The 16,423-nt window shown below is 76.2% G+C and carries 14 protein-coding genes; 7 read left to right on the forward strand and 7 right to left on the reverse strand.

Going from position 1 to position 16,423, the window contains the following annotated elements; all coding sequences use genetic code 11:
• Positions 1-95 precede the first annotated feature (95 nt).
• A complete protein-coding gene (locus ACFCY1_RS22435; RefSeq protein WP_375875743.1) occupies positions 96-1,091 on the reverse strand; it encodes a hypothetical protein in 996 nt (331 codons plus the stop codon).
• Positions 1,092-1,430: 339 nt separating this feature from the next.
• Here ACFCY1_RS22435 and ACFCY1_RS22440 point away from each other — a divergent pair, with 339 nt between their 5' ends.
• Positions 1,431-2,111 carry a hypothetical protein gene (locus ACFCY1_RS22440; protein WP_181970893.1) on the forward strand — a complete coding sequence of 227 codons (681 nt, stop codon included), beginning with the start codon at positions 1,431-1,433 and terminating at the stop codon, positions 2,109-2,111.
• Here the strand turns inward: ACFCY1_RS22440 and uppS are convergent.
• Both uppS and ACFCY1_RS22450 read right to left on the reverse strand, forming a co-directional pair.
• On the reverse strand, positions 2,056-3,813 hold the full coding sequence (gene uppS / locus ACFCY1_RS22445; protein WP_375875744.1) for a polyprenyl diphosphate synthase: 1,758 nt from the start codon (positions 3,811-3,813) through the stop codon (positions 2,056-2,058). The two genes, ACFCY1_RS22440 and uppS, sit on opposite strands and share 56 nt — an antisense overlap.
• Before the next feature lie 156 nt (positions 3,814-3,969).
• On the reverse strand, positions 3,970-4,560 hold the full coding sequence (locus ACFCY1_RS22450) for a cysteine hydrolase family protein (protein ID WP_375875745.1): 591 nt from the start codon (positions 4,558-4,560) through the stop codon (positions 3,970-3,972).
• Positions 4,561-4,725: 165 nt separating this feature from the next.
• Here ACFCY1_RS22450 and ACFCY1_RS22455 point away from each other — a divergent pair, with 165 nt between their 5' ends.
• Positions 4,726-5,775: a GlxA family transcriptional regulator gene (locus tag ACFCY1_RS22455; RefSeq protein ID WP_375875746.1), complete on the forward strand. Its 1,050-nt coding sequence runs from the start codon at positions 4,726-4,728 to the stop codon at positions 5,773-5,775.
• Here ACFCY1_RS22455 and ACFCY1_RS22460 read toward each other — a convergent pair.
• The gene (locus ACFCY1_RS22460; RefSeq protein WP_375875747.1) at positions 5,756-7,243 is read right to left on the reverse strand and encodes a sensor histidine kinase; all 1,488 of its coding nucleotides are present in this window, start codon (positions 7,241-7,243) and stop codon (positions 5,756-5,758) included. The two genes, ACFCY1_RS22455 and ACFCY1_RS22460, sit on opposite strands and share 20 nt — an antisense overlap.
• Positions 7,240-7,956, reverse strand: coding sequence for a response regulator transcription factor (locus ACFCY1_RS22465; RefSeq protein WP_375875748.1), 717 nt, complete (start codon positions 7,954-7,956; stop codon positions 7,240-7,242). Before ACFCY1_RS22465 ends, ACFCY1_RS22460 begins: the two co-directional genes overlap by 4 nt.
• A 227-nt stretch (positions 7,957-8,183) precedes the next feature.
• Between ACFCY1_RS22465 and ACFCY1_RS22470 the strand changes: the two genes are divergently transcribed.
• From ACFCY1_RS22470 to ACFCY1_RS22480, 3 genes are all read left to right on the forward strand, one after another.
• Entirely contained in the window at positions 8,184-9,563 is a 1,380-nt protein-coding gene (locus tag ACFCY1_RS22470) for a ferric reductase-like transmembrane domain-containing protein (RefSeq protein WP_375875749.1), read from the forward strand.
• An 88-nt stretch (positions 9,564-9,651) separates the two neighbouring features.
• Entirely contained in the window at positions 9,652-10,122 is a 471-nt protein-coding gene (locus ACFCY1_RS22475) for an FMN-binding protein (RefSeq protein ID WP_375875750.1), read from the forward strand.
• A gap of 32 nt (positions 10,123-10,154) precedes the next feature.
• Complete coding sequence (locus ACFCY1_RS22480; protein ID WP_375875767.1) at positions 10,155-10,907, forward strand: FAD:protein FMN transferase; 753 nt, start codon at positions 10,155-10,157, stop codon at positions 10,905-10,907.
• A gap of 99 nt (positions 10,908-11,006) precedes the next feature.
• Here ACFCY1_RS22480 and ACFCY1_RS22485 read toward each other — a convergent pair whose 3' ends face one another.
• The gene (locus ACFCY1_RS22485; protein WP_375875751.1) at positions 11,007-12,032 is read right to left on the reverse strand and encodes a hypothetical protein; all 1,026 of its coding nucleotides are present in this window, start codon (positions 12,030-12,032) and stop codon (positions 11,007-11,009) included.
• A gap of 168 nt (positions 12,033-12,200) precedes the next feature.
• Here ACFCY1_RS22485 and ACFCY1_RS22490 point away from each other — a divergent pair, with 168 nt between their 5' ends.
• Together ACFCY1_RS22490 and ACFCY1_RS22495 are read left to right on the forward strand one after the other, a co-directional pair.
• Positions 12,201-13,517, forward strand: coding sequence for a sensor domain-containing protein (locus tag ACFCY1_RS22490; protein WP_375875752.1), 1,317 nt, complete (start codon positions 12,201-12,203; stop codon positions 13,515-13,517).
• Positions 13,505-14,158, forward strand: a complete 654-nt coding sequence (locus ACFCY1_RS22495; protein ID WP_375875753.1) for a response regulator — start codon at positions 13,505-13,507, stop codon at positions 14,156-14,158. The genes ACFCY1_RS22490 and ACFCY1_RS22495 overlap by 13 nt, the downstream gene beginning before the upstream one ends.
• Before the next feature lie 5 nt (positions 14,159-14,163).
• Here the strand turns inward: ACFCY1_RS22495 and ACFCY1_RS22500 are convergent, their stop codons facing one another.
• On the reverse strand, positions 14,164-16,341 hold the full coding sequence (locus tag ACFCY1_RS22500; RefSeq protein WP_375875754.1) for a DEAD/DEAH box helicase: 2,178 nt from the start codon (positions 16,339-16,341) through the stop codon (positions 14,164-14,166).
• Positions 16,342-16,423 lie beyond the last annotated feature (82 nt).

The following is a 16,423-nucleotide window of genomic DNA, read 5'->3' on the forward strand; positions in this document are numbered from 1 at the left end:
CCCGGGGCCCGCGCTGCGCGAGCGCGGGCCCCGGGCGTGGCGGAGGCGGGGTCAGGGTGTGGCGGAGAAGGGCCCCGGGCGTGGCGGAGGCGGGGTCAGGCCGGGTCGTCCTCGGGGTCCGGGGCCGGGACGCGGCCGGCCAGCAGGGCGTGGCCGAGCGCGGTGGGGCGGTGGGTGACGGAGCGGCCGGTGCGGTCCTTGGTGGTCAGCCCGGAGTCGGCCAGGACGGTGGCGTGCTCGCTCGCGGAGGCGGTGGAGATGTCGAGATGACCCGCCAGGTCCTTGGTGGAGCAGGGCCCGTGGGCCGCGATGGCCTCCAGGGCGGCGGCCCTGGTCTGCCCGAGCAGCGCGGTCAGGGTGCGGCTGGGGGTCGGCTCGGGCTCGGCGCGCAAGGGACCACCGATCCGGGCGGGGTACAGGAGCACCGGCTGCTGGGCCGGGTCCTCGAAACGGGCGATGACGGGCCGGCGGGGGCCGAACACGCACGGCTGGAGCAGCAGCCCCCGGCCGTCCAGGCGCACGTCGTGCCGGCATCCGCCGGCCAGCGGGAAGCTCAGCACCGGGCGGCGCCAGGACACCGTCGGGTGCAGCGAGCCGAGCACCCGGTCCGGCTCGGCGATCCGGCGCCGGCGCCCGTGCTCGGTGGTGACGATGGTCTCGATCTGCCGCCGGTACGGGTCGATCGCCCGGGTCTGGTAGTCGGCGGTGACGTTGCCCAGCAGCCTGCGGGCCCGGCGGTCGCCGGCCGCGACGCCCCGGGCGAAGGCGCTCAACTGCCGCTCCCCGCCGACCGAGCGCAGGTGGTCGCGCAGCGGCGCCTCGGGCGCCTGGGCGGTGGCGCTCTCGGTGGCGCCCGGGTCGCGCCGCACCGCGAGGAACTCCGGGATCGCCGTGGGGGTGTAGAGGTCGAAGAGCAGCGCGGTGCGCGGGTTCCAGGAGGCCCGCAGCTGCTCGCGCCAGGCCCGGAAACGCGGGTCGCGCACCCCGCTGACCAGGGCGTGCACGCTCAGGGAGAGCTCCATCGACATGTCGGGGCGCTCCGCCACCCGGAGCCGCTCCAGGTCGTCCGTACCGAAGAAGATTCGCAGCACGGTCGCGATCGTCGCCCGGATGCGGCACCGCCGCAAGACCGTTCGGCGAGAACCGAATCCATGGCCGGGCGGGCCGCCGTCCGGCGGGCATCGGGCTGTCGGCCGGCCCGGATTCAGGGCTCTCGGGCGGGAGGCCCGAGAGCCGGACCGGACACCCGGCGGGCACCCGGCGGGCGGCCGTCCCGGGGGGCTTCCGCGCCTGGACGAACCACCCCGGCCCGCTCCCCGCTCCCCCCGCACGAGTGGTTTCGTCCCCCGCCTCGGCCCCGGAGACGGTCGGTGGACGGATGATCGCTTCCGGGGCCGTACCGGGCGGCCAGGGAAGGACGGTTCGGGACGATGGGCACGACGCGGCGTTCGCTGCTGGGCGCGGCGCTGGGCGCCCCGCTACTGGGGTGGCTCACCGGGACGGCGGCCGGTGCCGTTGACGGCGGCACCGACCGCACCGGGAGTCTGGGCACGCTCTCCGACGGCTGGGTGGAGGTGCGCTGGACCCCGGAGGCACAGGCCCAGCTGGACCGCTTCCACGCGATGGTGGACGTCGTCGCCCCGGCGCGCATGGTGCTGGACCAACGGGGCCCGGCGGTCCACCTGCCGATCCGCTCCGCCGTGGGCGACCCGTCCCTCGCCAACCCGCCGAAGGCGCACGGCGACGGGGCGCTGGACGGCGGGGTCTCCGTCCGCACCTCCAAGGGCGACTACCGGGTGGTCAACCTGTCCGGTGCGATCAAGGACGGCCTGGGCTCGGGCCGGTGCGAGGTGAGCGGGGCGGAGATGGGGCACCGCTCGGCCTTCCGCTGCGGCCTCACCGAGGGCAAGCTGACGGCCGATCCGGTGCCGGCCGGGAAGCCGATGAAGGTCCGGCTCAGCGGGGTGCCGCTGCGCCCCACCCAGGAGGCGGTGGACGCGTACACCGCCAACTTCGGCGCGCACCCGGTCACCGTGGACACGGTGCTGGCCTACGTCACGGCCCAGGGGACGTACACCCCTCCTCCGGCCGCCCAGGAGCAGAAGCCGTAGCGGGCCGGTCTCGGCGGGGCGTCCGGGACTGGGCGGGCACGCCGCCGCCGAAGCGCCGCTCGCGCACCGCGTACGCCCGGACCGCCCCGCGCAGCCGGGCCAGGTCGTAGTCCGGCCACGGCGTGGGGTCGAACAGCAGCTCGGCGTAGGCGAGCTGCCAGGGCAGGAAGTTGCTGATCCGCTGCTCCCCGGAGGTGCGGATCAGCAGGTCCACGTCCGGGAGGTCCGGTGCGTACAGGTGCCGGGCGAGGTCGGCCGGGCCGATCGCCTCCGGGCTGATCCGGCCCGCCACCGCCTCGGCGGCCAGGCTCCGTGCCGCGGCGGCCAGTTCCTCCCGTCCGCCGTAGTCCACGCAGACCGTCAGGGTCAGCGTGCCGTTGTTCGACGTCAGGCTCTCCACCAGCGCGATCGAGGAGGCGAGCGACTCGTCCACCCGGTCCCGCCGGCCGCACCAGCGGATCCGTACGCCGAGCGCGTGCAGGCCCTCCGCACTGCGGGTGAGGCCGTCGGCCAGCGAGTCGAACAGCGCGGTCAGTTCCTCGGGCGGGCGGTCCCAGTTCTCGGTGGAGAACGCGTACAGGCTCAGGTGGCGGATGCCCAGCCGCAGCGCCGCGTTGACCAGGCGCAGCGCGGCCCGCTGCCCGGCCCGGTGGCCGTACTGGGCGGGCAGCCGACGGGCCTCGGCCCAGCGGCGGTTACCGTCCATGATCACGGCGACGTGGGCGGGCGCGCCCTCGGGAGGCGCGGGCCGGGCGCGACGGTGGGGCGTGGTGCCGTCGGAGCTCAGCGGGGTGAGGCCCTCGGTCAGGACGCGTGAGCGCAGCAGGGTCACTTCGTCGTACTGGAGCTGGGCGCCGAGCAGCAGGGTGTGCAGGAACGGGCGGCAGCCGGGGGCGGCGAGCCAGGTGGCGGGCAGGGCCTGCTCCAGCAGGCGGTGCAGGTGCCTCTGCTGGCTCTCGACCAGCTCGTCCAGGGCGGTGCGGCGATCGGGTCGGCGGTCGGGTCGGCGGTCGTCCTGACTCTTGTCCCGGCCGAAGTCGGCGACGGTCAGGCCGAGTCGGCGCAGGTCGTCCTGCGGCAGGTAGCAGCGGCCGGCCGCGAGGTCGAGCGGGAGGTCCTCCAGGATGTCCGCCAGCTGGCAGGCCTCCCCCAGCGCGGACAGCGCGCCCGCCGCCCGCGGGCCCCGCGCGCCCAGCAGCGGGGCCCACAGCTCGGTGACCGTCCCCGCGACGCCCCGCAGGTGGCGGCGCTGGTCCGCGTGGGTCTCGAAGGCGGGCGGGCGGGCGCCGTCGGCCCGGGTGGCGTCCAGGAACTCCTCGACCAGCGCCCGGTCCAGCTCCCAGCGCCGCACGGTGTCGACGAAGGCCCGGCGCAGCGGGTGGTCGCTGCGGCCGGCCACGAGGTCGGCCAGGGTGTCGGCCCGCCAGCGGGCGAACCGGCGCTCGCGCTCGGCGGGGTCGGCGGCGCCCTGGGTGTCCTCGTCACCGTAGGAGTCGGAGTCGGCAGCGGCGTCGTCGGCGATCCGGTCGGACCGGGAGGCGAAGCCGTTGACGGCGTGGAAGTACGGCCGCACCTCGGGCGGCAGCGTGTCGCTGATCGCCCGCAGCGGGGCCTGGTGGGCGGCCACCTCCCGCTCGCAGAGCCGGTACGACTCCGCCAGCTCCGGCGGACCGCCCACCGCTGCCGCCCCGTTCGCCGCCATGCCCGTTCCCCACCCCTCTCCGCCACCGCGCGCCGTGCACCGCTGTTCGCCGTGCACCGTCTGGTCAACGAGGCGGCGGCGGATCGGTGGCGATCCGAGCGGACCCCGGCCGTCGGCCCCGGCTCCGCGCACGGTCCGGTCCGGTCCGGTCCGGCCTCAGCCGAGGTCGGCCGGGGTCTCCACCACCACGCCGTACAGGTCGCCGATCGTCGCCAGCGCCGCGCGGTGGACCTGGGCGGCCGTCAGCCCGGTGCCCGCCGACTCCAGCGGGCGGGTGGCGCAGGCGGCGGCCACGACGGTCGGGCGGTTGCCCCGCAGGAAGGCGCCGGCCGTCGTGAAGGCCACGCACATGTGGGTCATGAACCCGGCGACGACAATGTCCCGGCGGCCGGCGGCGTCGAGCAGTTCGCCCAGCTCGGTGCCGACGAAGGCGTCCGGGGCCTGCTTGACCACCACCCGCTCGCCCTCGGCCGGGGCCACGCTCGGGTGGATCCGCCCGATCTCGGCCCGGATGTCGTACGGGGTGCCCTCGCCGCCGTCGTTGATCACGTGGATCACGGGGGCGCCGGCGTCCCGGGCCCGGGCGAGCAGGTCGGCACCGGCGTCGAGCGCATCCTGCCAGCCCTCCAGTTCCATCACGCCGCGCACGTAGGTGTTCTGGTAGTCGATCATGATCAGGGTCGCGTCGCCGAGCGCGGCGGGCTGCTCGTCGAGGCCGTTGAGGGTGCGCAGGGTCGTCGTGGGCATGGGGTGCCGCCTTCACGGTCGGGAGTCGGGGATCTCGCAGGTCACACCTGGTGCGGCCGGCTTCGAGAACGCTACGGGCGGCGCTCGGGTGTCGGCAATGTCGCCTAACATGCAGATTCCGACATCGACGGGGAAGAGCGCCCCGGGGAACGAGGGGAGCAGGCAGTGCCCGCACCGGCTGCGCAACGGCTGATCGTCATCGTGCTGTTCGAGGGCGTCGACCTGCTCGACGTGACCGGCCCGCCCGAGGTGTTCTCCCTGGTCCGCCGGGAGACCGACGACGCGACCGGCTACCGGGTCGTCCTCGCCGCCGAGACGGCGGCGCCGGTCACCACCTCGGCGGGCGTGCGCATCCTGCCCGACCTCACCTTCGACGAGGCCGCCCGGAGCCGGATCGACACCCTGCTGGTGCCCGGCTCGGTCGAGGTGGACGAGCGCCGCCGGGTCCGCGCGCTCACCGACCCGGCGGTGGTCGACCGGGTCCGCACCCTGGCCGCCCGCTCGCGCCGGGTGGCGAGCGTCTGCGTCGGCGCGCACCTGCTCGCCGCCGCCGGGCTGCTGGACGGGCGGCGCGCCACCACCCACTGGTCCACGGCCGGCCAACTCGCCGAGGAGCACCCGGAGATCGAGGTCGACCCGGACCCGATCTTCATCCGCGAGGGCGAGGTCTGGACGGGCGCGGGCATCAGCGCCTGCCTGGACCTGTCGCTCGCCCTGGTCGCCGAGGACTTCGGCGAGGAGCTGGCCCTGCGGGTCGCCCGCCAGCTCGTCATGTACCTCAAACGCCCCAGCGGCCAGAGCCAGTTCAGCGTCCCACTGGAACCCGTGTCGACCACCCGGCGGATCGAGGAGCTGCGCCACCACATCCTGCGCAACCTCTCCGGACGGCTCACCGTCCCGGACCTCGCGGCCCACGCCCACGTCAGCGAACGGCAGTTGACCCGGATCTTCAAGACGGAGCTGGGCACCACCCCGAGCGCCTACGTCGAGTCGGCCCGGGTCGAACTGGCCCGCCACCGGCTGGAGTCCACCGACGCGACGCTCGAACGCATCGCGACCGCCTGCGGGTTCGGCACCGTCGACACCCTGGTGCGCGCCTTCCGCCGCCGCCTCGGGACGACGCCGACCGACTACCGGCAGCGCTTCCGGACGGCTGCCGCACCCACCGCGGTCCCCACCACTGCCAGGGCGACCGTCACGGCAGCCGGACGGTGAACTCCGTACGGCCGGGCCGGCTCGCCACCGTCACCGTGCCGCCGTGTGCCCCGACCACGGCCCGGACGATCGCCAGGCCGAGCCCGGTCGAGCCGGTGGCCCGGGAGCGGGCCCGGTCGCCCCGGACGAAGCGCTCGAAGACCCGCTCGGCCAGCTCCGGCGCGATCCCCGGGCCGTCGTCCGTGACGCTCAACTCGACCTGGCCGTCCGCCCGTTCGAGCCGCAGCTCGACCTCGGTGCCGGGCGGGGTGTGGCTCCGGGCGTTGGCCAGCAGGTTGGCCACCACCTGGCTCAGCCGGTGCCCGTCCCCGCGCACCAGCACCGGCTCCTCGGGCAGGACGAGCCGCCAGCGGTGCTCCGGTCCGGCGGCACGGGCGTCGGCCACCGCGTCGAGGGCGGTCCGGGTCAGGTCCACCTCCTCCTCGGCCAGCGGGCGGCCCGCGTCCAGCCGGGCGAGCAGCAGCAGGTCCTCGACGATCGCCCCCATCCGCAGCGCCTCGGCGTCGATCCGCTCCAGTGAGCGCCGCACCTCGGGCGGCACCGGCCCGGGGTGGCGCAGCGCCAGCTCGGCGTGGCCGCGGACCGCCGCGACCGGGGTGCGCAGCTCGTGGCTGGCGTCGGCGGCGAAGCCGCGCAGCCGCTCCTCCACCGCGTGGCGGCGCGCGAGTGCGCCGCCGACGTGCCCGAGCATCCGGTTGAGCGCGGCGCCGACCCGGCCGACCTCGGTGCGCGGGTCGTCGTCGGGCACGCGCTCGGCGAGCATCACCTCGCCGCTGGCGAGCGGCAGCGCGCTGACCCGCTCGGCCATGCCCACCACCCGCCGCAGCGGGCGCAGCGAGACGCCGACCCAGGCGGCCCCGGCGGCGCCGGCCGCGGCGACGGAGATCGCGAACACGGTGAGTTCCAGGGTCGCCAGCCGCTCGACGGTGTCCTCGGCCGGGCGCAGCGGCAGGCCGCTGACCAGCACGTCGCCGTCCCGCCCGGTGACCGCGCGGACCCGGTAGCGGCCCAGGGCCCGGCCGAGGTCGAGGGTGCGGGCGGGGCCGTCGACGGGCAGGGCGGCCAGCGCGTGCTGCTGGTCGGGGGTGAAGGCGACCCGGTCGTCCTCGTCGCCGGGGCTGTCCACGTCGTCGGCGTCCCCGTCGACCACGCCCGCGGCGGTGACCCGGCCGCCGAGCAGCCGTACGCCGAGGGTGCCGGGGGTCTGGGCCCGGGTGTCGGGGCCGGCGCCCTGGGCGGTGTGCTCCAGGCTCGCGGCGTAGCGTCCGCCGGACTCGGTGAGCTGCTGGTCCAGCCGGTCGACCAGGAAGTGGCGCAGCGCGGCGGTGGTGGCGAGGCCGACGGCGGCGCAGGTGACGACGAGCAGCACCAGCAGTCCGGCGATCAGCCGGGCCCGCAGGGTGCGGGGCACCAGCCGGGCGACGCGGGACCCCAGGCGCTTCGCGTCGCGGGCCTGCGCGCCGCTCACGTCGCGGCCTTGATCAGGTAGCCCGCGCCGCGCACCGTGTGGATCATCGGACTGCGCCCGGCGTCCACCTTCTTGCGCAGATAGCTGATGTACAGCTCCACGATGTGCGCCTGCCCGCCGAAGTCGTACGACCAGACGGCGTCCAGGATCTGCGCCTTGCTGAGCACCTGCCGGGGGTGGCGCATCAGGTGGGCGAGCAGCGCGTACTCGGTGGGGCTGAGCTCGACCGTCTCCCCGCCCCGGGTGACCTCGCGGGCCCGGTCGTCCAGCACCAGGTCGCCGAGCACCAGGGCGTGCGGGGGCGGCTGCCCGGGCACGGCGGGCGGGGCGGCCCGGCGCAGCAGGCCGCGCAGTCGGACCACCACCTCGGCCAGGCTGAACGGCTTGGTCACGTAGTCGTCGCCGCCGGCCGCGATGCCGGCGATCCGCTCCTCGACGGCGTCCCGGGCGGTGAGGAAGAGCACCCGCGCCTCGGGCTGCCCGGCGTGGATGCGGCGCAGCACCTCCAGGCCGTCGAGGTCGGGCAGCATCACGTCCAGCACCACGGCGTGCGGCCGCCAGGCCGCGGCGGCCTCGACGGCGGCCAGGCCGGTGGTCGCGCCGCGCGCCTGCCAGCCCTCGTAGCGGACGGCCCCGCACACCACCTCGACCAGGTCCGGTTCGTCGTCGACGACCAGGACCCGCCAGTCCGGGCGGCCGGCGGTCTCGTCCATGGGGGCTCCCTCGGTCTCGTGCTGCGCGGTGCTCATCCTGGCCCGCCCCGATGAGAAAGCGCTGAGACCCCGGAAAGTGGTTCGTAGGCCATCACACTGCCATTGACCTGCATGAATGCCTTCACAGCGGGTCCCGCAGGCCGGCCGACTCAGAGCCGGCTCAGAGCTTGCGCTGCGATCGTGGGCGGCCCGGCGGTCCTCGCCGCCGGGCGCTGAGGAGGTTCCCGATGAGCACTGCCGCCGCACCGACGTCGCGGCCCGGGCCCCGGCCGGCACCCGACCGCCCGAGGCACCGGGCGGCGCCGCGACCACCGTTCGCCCTCGACCCGCGCGCGGCGCTCGGCCTGGTCGCCGTGGGCGCGCTCGGCGTGCTCGCGCTGTGGTGGACGGGCACCCCGGCGGTGGTCGGCGCGGCCGGCTGGCTGACCGGCGCCGGCCGGATCACCGGACTGCTGGCCGGCTACGCCGCGCCGGTGCTGCTCCTGCTGATGGCCCGGCTGCCGCCGGTGGAGCGCGGGGTCGGGGCGGACCGGCTGGCGCGCTGGCACGCCTTCGGCGGGCGGTGGATGGTGGCCCTGGTCTCGGTGCACGTGCTGACGGTCGTCTGGGGCTACGCGCTGACCGACGGGCGCGGGGTGGTCGGCGAGGGCCTGGAGATCGTCTTCCACTACCCCGAGATGGTCAAGGCCGCCCTGGGCACCCTGCTGCTGCTCGGCACCGGCGCCGTCTCCGCCCGGATCGCGCGACGCCGCCTCCCGTACGAGACCTGGTACTACCTGCACCTGGCGACCTACCTCGCGGTGGCGCTGGCCTTCTCCCACCAACTCGCCACCGGCGCCGACCTGGGCGGCGGCCCCGGCCGGGCCGCCTGGTACGCGCTCTACTTCGGGACGGCGGCGCTGCTCGGCTGGTTCCGGCTGCTGCGGCCGTGGCTGCTCGACCGGCGGCACGGCCTGACCGTCGCCGAGGTACGGCCGGAGGGCCCCGGCGTGGTGTCGCTCTTCCTGACCGGGCGGCGGCTGGACGGACTCCGCGCCGAGCCGGGCCAGTTCTTCCGGCTCCAGTTCCAGGCCCCCGGGCTGCGCTGGGCCGCCAACCCGTACTCGCTGTCCGCGCCGCCCCACCCGAGCTTCCTGCGCTTCACGGTCAAGGACCTCGGCGGGCACAGCGCCGCCGTGGCCGCCCTGCGCCCGGGGACCAGGGTGCGCGCCGAGGGCCCGTACGGGGCGTTCACCGGGCGGCGGCTGCGGCAGCGCCGGGTGCTGCTGCTCGGCGCCGGGGTGGGGATCACCCCGCTGCGCGCCCTGTTCGAGACGCTGCCGGGCGAGCTGACCCTGGTCCAACGGGCCCGGCGGCCGCAGGACGTGCTGTTCCGGGCGGAACTGGCCGATGTCGCCCGGCGGCGCGGTGCGGCGGTGCACGAGCTGCTCGGCTCGCGCGAGCAGCTCGGCGACCTCGGGGCCGCGCTGGCCCGGCTGGTCCCGGACCTCGCCGAGCACGAGGTCTACCTGTGCGGCCCGGAGGCGATGGCCGAGGAGGCCGTGCGCGCGCTGCGGGCCGCGGGGGTACCGCGGGGGCGCATCCACCACGAGAGCTTTTCGTTCTGAGCCCGTCCGCTCGCGGAGCCCGTCCGCCGAGTCCGTTCGCCCGCTGAGCCCGTCCGGCTCGCCAAGCACCTGAGGAGCGTTGATTTCCATGCGCCGAGCCGTCGTCACCAGCGCCGCCACCGCGGCCGGGGTGGTGCTGCTGCTGTCCCTCAAGCCGCACGAGGCGGCCGGGCCCGCCCCGGTGATCGGCTCGGGGGCGGGTACCGGTTCCGGTTCCGATGTCTCGCAGCCGTCGGAGGCCCCAGCACCCTCCTCTTCCGCCTCCGCCGCGGCCACGGGCGCCACCCGGAAGGTCAGCGGCGACACCGTCAACACCCGGTACGGGCCGGTCCAGGTGCAGGTCACCCTGGCCGGCAGCCGGATCACCGCCGTCGACGTGGTCAAGTACCCGAACTCCGAGCGCCGCGACCGCGAGATCAACAGCTCCGCACTGCCCGTGCTCAACCAGGAGGCGCTATCCGCGCAGAGCGCCGCCATCGACGTGGTCAGCGGCGCGACGTACACCAGCGACGGCTACGTCCGCTCCCTGCAGAGCGCCCTCGACCGGGCCAAGGGCTGAGGCGCCCCGTGCTGCGCCACGCCGAGCCCGTGATGGGCACCGTCTTCTCGATCGCCGTCCGCGACCCCGGCCCCGGCACCGCCGCCGCGCTGGAGCGGATCGCCGAACGGCTGCACCGGATCGACGCGGTGTTCTCCACCTACCGGCCGGACAGCGACATCAGCCGCCTCGACCGGGGCGAACTCGCCCTGGACGACTGCGATCCGGAGGTCCGCGCCGTGCTGGCGGCCTGCCGCGACGTGGCCGCCGAGACGGACGGCCACTTCAGCGAGCGGCCGGGCGGGCGACTGGACCCGAGCGGCTGGGTCAAGGGGTGGGCGGTCGAGCAGGCGGCCGGCCTGCTGCGCTCCTCCGGGGCCCGGCAGTACTGCGTCAGCGGCGGCGGGGACGTGCAGACCGCCGGCGGCCCGTGGCGGATCGGCATCGCCGACCCCCGGCAGCCGGGGCTGCTGGCCGCCGTCCTCGCCGGTCACGACCTCGCCGTGGCCACCTCCGGCACCGCCGAGCGCGGCGCGCACATCCTCGACCCGCACACCGGCCGCCCGGCCCGCGGCCTGGCCTCGCTCACCCTGGTCGGCGCCCCGGGCACCGGCATCGCCCGCACCGACGCCTGGGCCACCGCCGCCTTCGCCATGGGCCCGGACCGCGCCCTCGCCTGGGCCGCCCGCCGACCCGGCATCGAGGCCCTGGCCGTCCTGCCGGACGGCTCGAAGCGCTGGACGCCGGGCCTGCCCGGGCACCTCCCGGCGAGCGGTCCGGCGGACTGGCGGGCCGCCGTCGGCTGACCGCGGCCGCCCCGAGAACGCTCGTTCCGCATGCGGAACGCCCGCTCCCGGGAATGCCCGTTCTCGGGAACGGGCGTTCTCGGGAACGGGCGTTCCGGCCTACGCCCGCTCCTGCCGCGCCGCCCGCCAGGCCTCCCAGGCGACCAGCGGCGCGAGGTACGACCAGCGCCGCGAGCCGTCCGGGCAGGTGCCGCCCTCGACCAGCTCGGAGACCGTACGGCGGGTGAAGGGCACCCAGACGGCCATGTCGTGCTCGAAGGTGCTGTGGCAGGCCTCGCGGCGGCGGTCGATCCCGGCCGCGTCGAGCCGGGACCGGACGGTGGCCACCAGTGTGTAGCAGGAGGCCGGCTCGCTCCAGCCCAGCCAGGTGATCACGGTCGACCCGACGTCGTCCGGTAGCAGCCCCAGCTCCTCCTCCAGCGCCCGCCGGACCAGCCCGTAGAAGTCCTCGGCGGCGCCGGGCTCGTCGCGGTACTTCATCGTCTCGTTGATCCCGACCGTCCACTGCGCCGGGAAGGTGTTGACCGCCAGCGAGCGGCGGAGCAGCAGCAGCCGGCCCAGCCGGTCCCGCACCGCGACGCAGGCGCTGACCATCGTGGGCGGGGCGACGGCCACGAAGCTCGTCAGTCCCTCGTCCAGGGCCGCGCGCAGCAGCCGGGCCGCCGCCGGGTCCTCCCGGCCCAGCCGGGTGGTGGCCATGCACTCCGCGTAGTCGCTCTCGGCGATGTCCACCTCGCAGACCCGCGCGCCGCCGTGCTCGCCGTGATCGACCGTCAGCCGCGAGATGTACGCCGTCCGGCCCGCCGCACCGGCCGCCCGCTGGCGCGCCACCTCCTCGGCCCACCCGGCCGCGTCCAGCGCGTGCGGGCGCTCCACCCGCCCGCGGTGCGCCGTCACCAGCGTGCCCGGCACCAGCGGCCGGGCCGCGGACCAGGTGATCAGCGGCGCCAGCCCGTCCGCCCGCACGTCGTGCGCCCGGGCCGCCGCCGTCAGGCTCGCCCGCCGGACCCGCGGCACCGGCACCCGGGAGCCGAGCCGGGACCCGCCGAACTTGGCGAAGTCGTACACCAGATTGGTCACCACGCCGAGCAGCAGGGCTCCACCGATCCCCAGCAGCCACTCCATCCCGGTCCCCCACTTCCGCGATCGATCCGCCCATTGTGGAGGCGCCCCGCGTGGCGGCGGAAGGGCCTTCGCCCTCGGGGCGGCCTGCGGAGCGATTCCAGGGCGGTCCCGGGGCCGGTGCTAGGGTGATCGAAAAGTCGGCTCGGGGCTCGGAGGCACTGAACAGTCGTGCGGACGCCGAGGATTGACGGGTCCACGGCCCGGCCGACCGTCCACCCGGGCCGCCCGGGCCCGCGCGCCTTCGCCCGGTCCGCGGCACGCCGCTTCCCCGCCGCCGCCCGCTACCTCCTGCTCTGCCTCGGCACCGGTCTGGCCGCGCTGGTCGGGCTCTGCCTGCTGCTCGTCGTCCTCGCCCTCTGCCTGGTCGGCGTGGGCCTGCCGCTCCTCCCGCCGGCCCTGCGACTGCTGCGCCGCTCCGCCGACTTCCACCGACGCCGGGTCGGCGCCCGGCTCGGCGGCGAGCGGCTGCGCACGCCGTACGGCGACCGGCTGTCCCTACGCGACCCGGCCGTCGGCAAGGACCTGCTCTGGCTGCTCGCCCACGGCACGGCCGGGACGGCCCTGTGCGCCGGCGCCCTCACCCTGTGCAGCCACGCCTTCAACTGGCTGACGGCGCCGGTGTGGTGGCAGCTGCTGCCGGATGAGCGCGGGAAGATCATCCTGCTGACCGTCGACTCCTGGCCGATGGCCGCCGCCGCGGCGCTGGGCGGCATCGGCTACGCCGCCGTCGCCCTGGTCGCGCTGCCGCCGCTCGCCGACCTGCACGCCCGGGCCTCCGGCCGGCTGCTGGTCGCCCGGCCCCGCGTCTCGCTCGCCCACCGCGTCCGGGAGCTGACCACCAGCCGGTCCGAGGCGCTGGACGCCCACGCCGCCGAACTGCGCCGGATCGAACGGGACTTGCACGACGGCGCCCAGGCCAACCTGGTGGCCGTCTCGCTCCGGCTCGGCATGATCCGCCGCGCGCTCGACCAACGCCCCGAGCAGGCCGCCGCGTTGGTGGACTCCACCCAACTCGTCGCCGAACAGGCCCTGGAGTCGCTGCGCACCCTGGTGCGCGGCATCCACCCGCCGCTGCTCGCCGACCGCGGCCTGGCCGAGGCCGTACGGTCGCTCGCCGCCCGCTGCGCCGTACCGACCCGGGTCGAGCTGCACAACTCCGATGCTCCCGTGGGCCATTCCGCCGACCCGCCGCCGCCGCGCGCACCGGCCGCCGCCGAGGCCGCGGCCTACTTCGTGGTCTCCGAGGCGCTCGCCAACGTCGCCCGGCACAGCGGCGCCCGCGGCGCCCTGGTCCGGCTGCGGATCACCACCGCCGCCATCGCCGTCCGGGTCGAGGACGACGGCCGGGGCGGCGCCGTCGAGGGCGCCGGAAGCGGGCTGCCCGGCCTGCGCCGCCGGGCCGCCGCGTTCGACGGCACCACCCGCCTGTCCAGCCCGCCCGGGGGCCCGACCATCCTGGAAGTGGAGATCCCGTGCGGATCCTGATCGCCGAGGACAACGCCCTGCTCCGCGAGGGCCTGGTCCTGCTGCTGCACAGCGAGGGACACGAGGTGTGCGCGACCGTCGAGCACGGCGACGACCTGCTGCCCGCCCTGCTCGACCACCGCCCCGACGTCGCCGTGGTCGACGTCCGGCTGCCCCCGGACTTCCGCGACGAGGGCCTGCGCGCCGCCGTCGAGGCCCGCCGCCGACTGCCCGCGCTACCCGTCCTGATCCTCTCCCAGTACGTCGAACGCGCCTACGCCGCCGAGCTGCTCGCCGACAGCGCCACCGGCGTCGGCTACCTCCTCAAGGACCGGGTCGGCCGCGCCGAGGAGTTCCTCCAGGCGCTGCGGCGGGTCGCCGAGGGCGGCACCGCGATGGACCCGGAGGTCATCTCCCAGCTGATGGCCCACCGCACCGGCCCCGACCCGCTGGCCGCCCTCACCCCGCGCGAGCGCGAGGTGCTCGCCCTGATGGCCGAGGGCCACAACAACCCGACCATCGCCCGGCTCCTCTTCCTCTCCGAGAGCTCGGTGAACAAGCACATCGGCAGCATCTTCGGCAAGCTCGGCATGCCCACCCCCGACACCGGCCACCGCCGGGTCCGTGCCGTCCTCACCTACCTGCGCACGCTCGCCGATTGACGTGTTCAGCCCTCGGCGGCCGCCAGCCGCAGCTGCTCCTCCTCGACGATCAGCGCCGCCAGCGACTGCTCCGACACGTCCACCGCCTCCGGCGTCGACTCCGCCACCTCGCTGCGCCGCGCGTACTCGTCGAACAGCCGGCCCTTCGCCCGCAGCAGGTCCAGCACCCGCTGGTCGACGCTGTCCGCGGCGAGCAGCCGGTGCACCCGTACCCGGCGGACCTGCCCCATCCGGCGCGAGCGGGCCACCGCCTGCTCCTCCAGGGTCGGTTTGACCTGCGGCTCGCACAGGATCACCACCGAGGCCGCCTGGATGTTCAGGCCCACGCCCCCGGCCTGGATCTGGCAGAGCAGCACCGCGTGCCCGGGCGCGGCGCTGAAGCCGTCCACCACGTCCTGCCGCCGCGCCGACTCCAGCGAGCCGTCGATCGGCCCGAACGCCCGCTGGTCCAGGGCGGTTTGGACGGCTGCCAGGACGTCCCGGAAGAACGAGAAGACCACCACCTTCAGCCCGCCGTCCGCCGCCTCCCGGACGATCTCCAGCAGCCGCTTCAGCTTGGCCGACTCCACCGGGTCCGCGTAACCGGCCCTGCGCATCGCCGGGAAGTTGCCCGCCGCGACGGCCGACCGGTAGGCGGCGAGGTCGGCGGGCGAGAACTCCTCCCACTCGTCCACGTGCACCACCTCGGGCAGCTCGGTGAGCACGTCCTGCTGGTTGCGGCGCAGGTAGGCCGGGGCGACGGCCTTGCGGAAGGCCGCCGGCCCGGCGGCCGCCGAACCCTGCCGGACCAGCGGCACCAGCGCGGGCTGGAGGTACTCCACCAGGGTGCGGAACTCCTCCACCCGGTTCTCCATGGGCGTCCCGGTGAGGAACAGCACCCGCTCCACCCGCTCCGCCCAGGCGGCCACCGCCCGGGAGCGCTGCGCGGCACGGTTCTTGACGAAGTGCGCCTCGTCCACCACGACCATCCCGACCGCGGCCGACTCCGCCACCTCCGACGCCTCCAGGCGGCGCAGCCCGTCGAAGGTCACCACCGCGACCCCGCCGTCCCGGAGCCACTCGGCGAGCGCCGCCTCCCGCTCCGGTCCGTGCACCCGGAACGCCCGCAGGGTGCTGCGCGACTCGACCTCCCGGATCCAGTTGATCAGGACGCTGGCCGGGCAGACCACCAGGAAGTGGGTGCTCCCCCGGGCCCGCAGGTGCGCCAGCACGGCGATCGCCTGCACCGTCTTGCCGAGGCCCATCTCGTCCCCGATGATCACCCGCCGCTGGGCGAGCGCGAACCGCGCCCCGAACGCCTGGTAGCCGCGCAGCGAGACCCGGCAGTGGGCGTCGTCCAGCGGCTCGGCCCGCACCCGGTCCGACAGGTCCTCCGGCAGGAACCCCTCGGCGGCGGCGAGTTCGACCCCGGCCTCCTCGACGATCCCGCCGAGCACGCCGTAGTAGTCGGCCGAGCGGAGCTCGAAGTCCGTCCACGCCTCGACCGGGTCGAGCGGCGGACGCAGCAGGTCGACCGAGGCCTGGGCGAACAGCACCGGGACCTCCCGCGCCCCGAACCCGACCAGCGCCTCCGCCAGGGACTCGACCGCCGCCTGCGCCTGCGCCCGCCGCTCCCGCCCGGCGAACAGCCCGCGCAGCACCCCCCGGGCCGGCCCCGCGGCCGCCACCAGCGGCTCGACCTCGGCCAGGACCCGCTCCGCGGTCTCCCGGGCCCGCCGCGCCTCCGGCCCCGCGGCCACCAGCCGCTGGAGCGCCACGACCAGCGCGGAGCTCATCGCGTCCTGCCGCTCGACGTCCAGCCGCACCGCCACCGTCTGCTCGACCGCCCGGGCGATCTGCCCGGCCGCGGCCAGCGCCTGCGCCGCCGTCTGCGCCCCGACCCCCGGGATCAGCCGCAGCGTGTAGCCGGAGGCCTCCACCACCTGCCGCACCGTCCCCAGCCCGGCCGCCTCCAGCGCCCCGACCCGCAGCCGCCCCTCCGTCACGTCCCGGAGCCGCGCCACCGGGATGGCCCCCAACTCCTCCCGCACCAGCCGGTCCCGCACCCCGACGTACGCCACCCGCACCTGCTCCACGGCCCCCCGGTGGTCCGCCACCACCGCCCCGGCCGCCGCCCGCAACTCCTCCGCCTCGGCAAGGACCTCCCCGGCCCGCCGCCCACCCCGCCGCCGCTCCCCCACCACCCGACCCCCGCCTCACTCCGCACACCCAGGACGCGCACCATGATCCCACCCACCACTCCCCGCCGTCCTGGCCCACGACCGA

Source organism: Kitasatospora sp. NPDC056273 (assembly GCF_042268845.1).
Lineage (GTDB): Bacteria > Actinomycetota > Actinomycetes > Streptomycetales > Streptomycetaceae > Kitasatospora.

What these genes read in the sequence shown, in the direction of transcription:
- ACFCY1_RS22440 (WP_181970893.1), top strand. Translation starts at nt 1,431, where the DNA reads ATGGGCACGACGCGGCGTTCGCTGCTGGGCGCGGCGCTGGGCGCCCCG.
- uppS (WP_375875744.1), bottom strand. Translation starts at nt 3,813, where the DNA reads ATGGCGGCGAACGGGGCGGCAGCGGTGGGCGGTCCGCCGGAGCTGGCG.
- ACFCY1_RS22450 (WP_375875745.1), bottom strand. Translation starts at nt 4,560, where the DNA reads ATGCCCACGACGACCCTGCGCACCCTCAACGGCCTCGACGAGCAGCCC.
- ACFCY1_RS22465 (WP_375875748.1), bottom strand. Translation starts at nt 7,956, where the DNA reads ATGGACGAGACCGCCGGCCGCCCGGACTGGCGGGTCCTGGTCGTCGAC.
- ACFCY1_RS22470 (WP_375875749.1), top strand. Translation starts at nt 8,184, where the DNA reads ATGAGCACTGCCGCCGCACCGACGTCGCGGCCCGGGCCCCGGCCGGCA.
- ACFCY1_RS22475 (WP_375875750.1), top strand. Translation starts at nt 9,652, where the DNA reads ATGCGCCGAGCCGTCGTCACCAGCGCCGCCACCGCGGCCGGGGTGGTG.
- ACFCY1_RS22480 (WP_375875767.1), top strand. Translation starts at nt 10,155, where the DNA reads ATGGGCACCGTCTTCTCGATCGCCGTCCGCGACCCCGGCCCCGGCACC.
- ACFCY1_RS22485 (WP_375875751.1), bottom strand. Translation starts at nt 12,032, where the DNA reads ATGGAGTGGCTGCTGGGGATCGGTGGAGCCCTGCTGCTCGGCGTGGTG.